General features: G+C 67.7%; 3 protein-coding genes. All 3 read right to left on the bottom strand.

All coding sequences use genetic code 11. From position 1 onward, the window contains the following. Nucleotides 1–411: phosphoribosyltransferase family protein (locus NTW26_07235; GenBank protein ID MCX7022050.1), on the bottom strand; the 411-nt coding region annotated here is incomplete at its 3' end. Between the two features lie 170 nt (nt 412–581). Continuing rightward, nucleotides 582–1289, bottom strand: a complete 708-nt coding sequence (locus NTW26_07240; protein ID MCX7022051.1) for a hypothetical protein — start codon at nt 1287–1289, stop codon at nt 582–584. Nucleotides 1290–1333: 44 nt separating this feature from the next. Then, complete coding sequence (locus NTW26_07245) at nt 1334–1939, bottom strand: biotin--[acetyl-CoA-carboxylase] ligase (protein ID MCX7022052.1); 606 nt, start codon at nt 1937–1939, stop codon at nt 1334–1336. Nucleotides 1940–2007 lie beyond the last annotated feature (68 nt).

Genomic DNA, 2007 nt, shown 5'->3' on the forward strand with positions numbered 1-2007 from the left:
GGTGTAATTTACGTCCACCCGGTGAAGCCTGCGTCCCGGCTTGTCCAGAAACGCGCAGACGGCGACCGGGCGGCCGTAGTGCTCATCCAGGAAGCGGCGGAGCTCGGTCAGCGTCCGCCCCGTGTCCACGATGTCCTCGACGAAGATGATGCGCTCGTCGGGCCTGGCCTCGGGAAGCTCGCCGTAGAATTGGAGCTCCCCCGGCTCGTCGCCGTCGCGGTAGCTGGAGAGCGCCACCACCTCGAACTTGAGGGGCATTTCCAGGCGGCGGACCAGGTCCGCTAAAAAGATGATCGACCCCTTGAGGACGCCCAGGACCAGAAGCGGCCCGTCGCCGAGGTCGGCGTTTATCTCCCGGGCCAGCTCGCCGACCCGGCGCTCGATGTCCCGCTCGCTGAAGACGACTTGCATTGTGGCGACCGCCCCCTCCCGGCGATGATACCAAAAACGGACCCCGCGGGCCGCTTCTGGGGTGCGATGTGAGTGGGGGACGAGAAAACCCGCCGACGGTCAATCGTGGACGGCCGCCCCCGCGAATCACGCCGAGGGAGCATCCCTATCCAGCCAACCCGCCGAACGGATTACCCGCCTCCGGTGTTCCTCGCGTTGAACGCGGCCGGCTCCGGGTAGTTCAGGGTCTCGTTGTCGAAATACGGGACGGTGTTGCCCTCGAGCATCTCCGGCGGGAAGGGGCCGAAAAAGAGCTCCCCGTCCATCGAAAAGACCGGGAAGTAGTTGTAGACCAGGATGGGGACCCATTCGTCGCCCACCCGCTTGCTCGTCGTCTCCTTCTGGGTGACGCCGAAGCCGACCTGGTTTTCGAAAGGGCCGTAGCCCACGTCCACCACGCCCTCGGTGAGGAAGACGTTTTCGTACACGGCGCCGAAGTAGGCGACCTTGGGGCCCGTCGCGGTGAAGAGGACGGTGAACTGGCGGTAGGTCTTCAGCTCCACCCACATCGCCTGCTGCTCGGGGGTCGGCTCCACGCCGACGGTGGGCGCGGTGGCCATGAAGGCGTGCTTGAGGCGGCTCTGGTCCTCCCAGGTGACCGGCTCTTCCGCGCCGGGGCGCGCGATGAAGATGAAGCCGACGGGTGAGTCGCCGCAGCCCCAGCCGTAGAGATCCCGGGCGTCGCCCAGGCGGAGATCGGGCTCGTAGATTTCGATGTACTCGGCCAGAATCGCGGCGGCGGCCGCCTCACCGTCCGCGCCGGCGGGCACGAGCGGTTCCCGGACCGCGGCCGCGACGGAAGCCAGGGCCAGCGAGATAAAAAAACAGCGTTTCAGCATCGCCGGACTCCGTAAGACACTGGGGCGCGAGGTCGCCCGCCCCTTTAAATGTCCGTCCCGTGCATCGCCACGAGGGCCAGGTAGCGGTCGGCGATATCGTTCGGGTCGCGCTTGAGGGTCTCGTAGGTCTCGGCCAGGGAGCCCAGAAGCTCGCCCAGGAGGGTGTCGAGGGGGTGGCGGCGGCCGGTCTCGGAGAGAATGGTCGTGGCCGTCCGGGCAAGCCCCTCCGGGAGGTGCTCCAGCTCGAAGTTGACGTCGAGGCCCACGCCCAGGACGGCGTAGACGACCTTGCCGCCCCGGAGTTCCGTCTCCACCAGGACGCCGCCGTACTTGAGCCCCCGGGTGACGAAATCGTTGGGCGGCTTGATTTTCGTCGGGACGTAGCGGTCGAGAATCGGGTGGAGGGCCACGGGGACTATCCGGGAGAGGAGGTCGGCGGCGGAGGCGTCGAGGCGGGGCCGCAGGAGGATACTGAACCAGAGACCGCCCGGCGGGCTGACCCAGACGTTGTCCCCCCGTCCCCGGCCGGCGGTTTGGGTCTCCGCCGTTATCACGAGCCCCTCGGGCTCCCCGGCGCGGGCCCGCTCACGGACCGCGTCCGAGGTCGAGCCGATTTCCCCAAAATGCTCGATACGCCAGCGGACGGCCATGGTTTCCCCCGTCACTCGCCCCGGTTCACCAGGCGCCTCAGGGAGCGGATGGTCTCGAAGAGGGTCGT

Source organism: bacterium, assembly GCA_026398675.1.
Taxonomy (GTDB): Bacteria; RBG-13-66-14; RBG-13-66-14; order RBG-13-66-14; family RBG-13-66-14; genus RBG-13-66-14.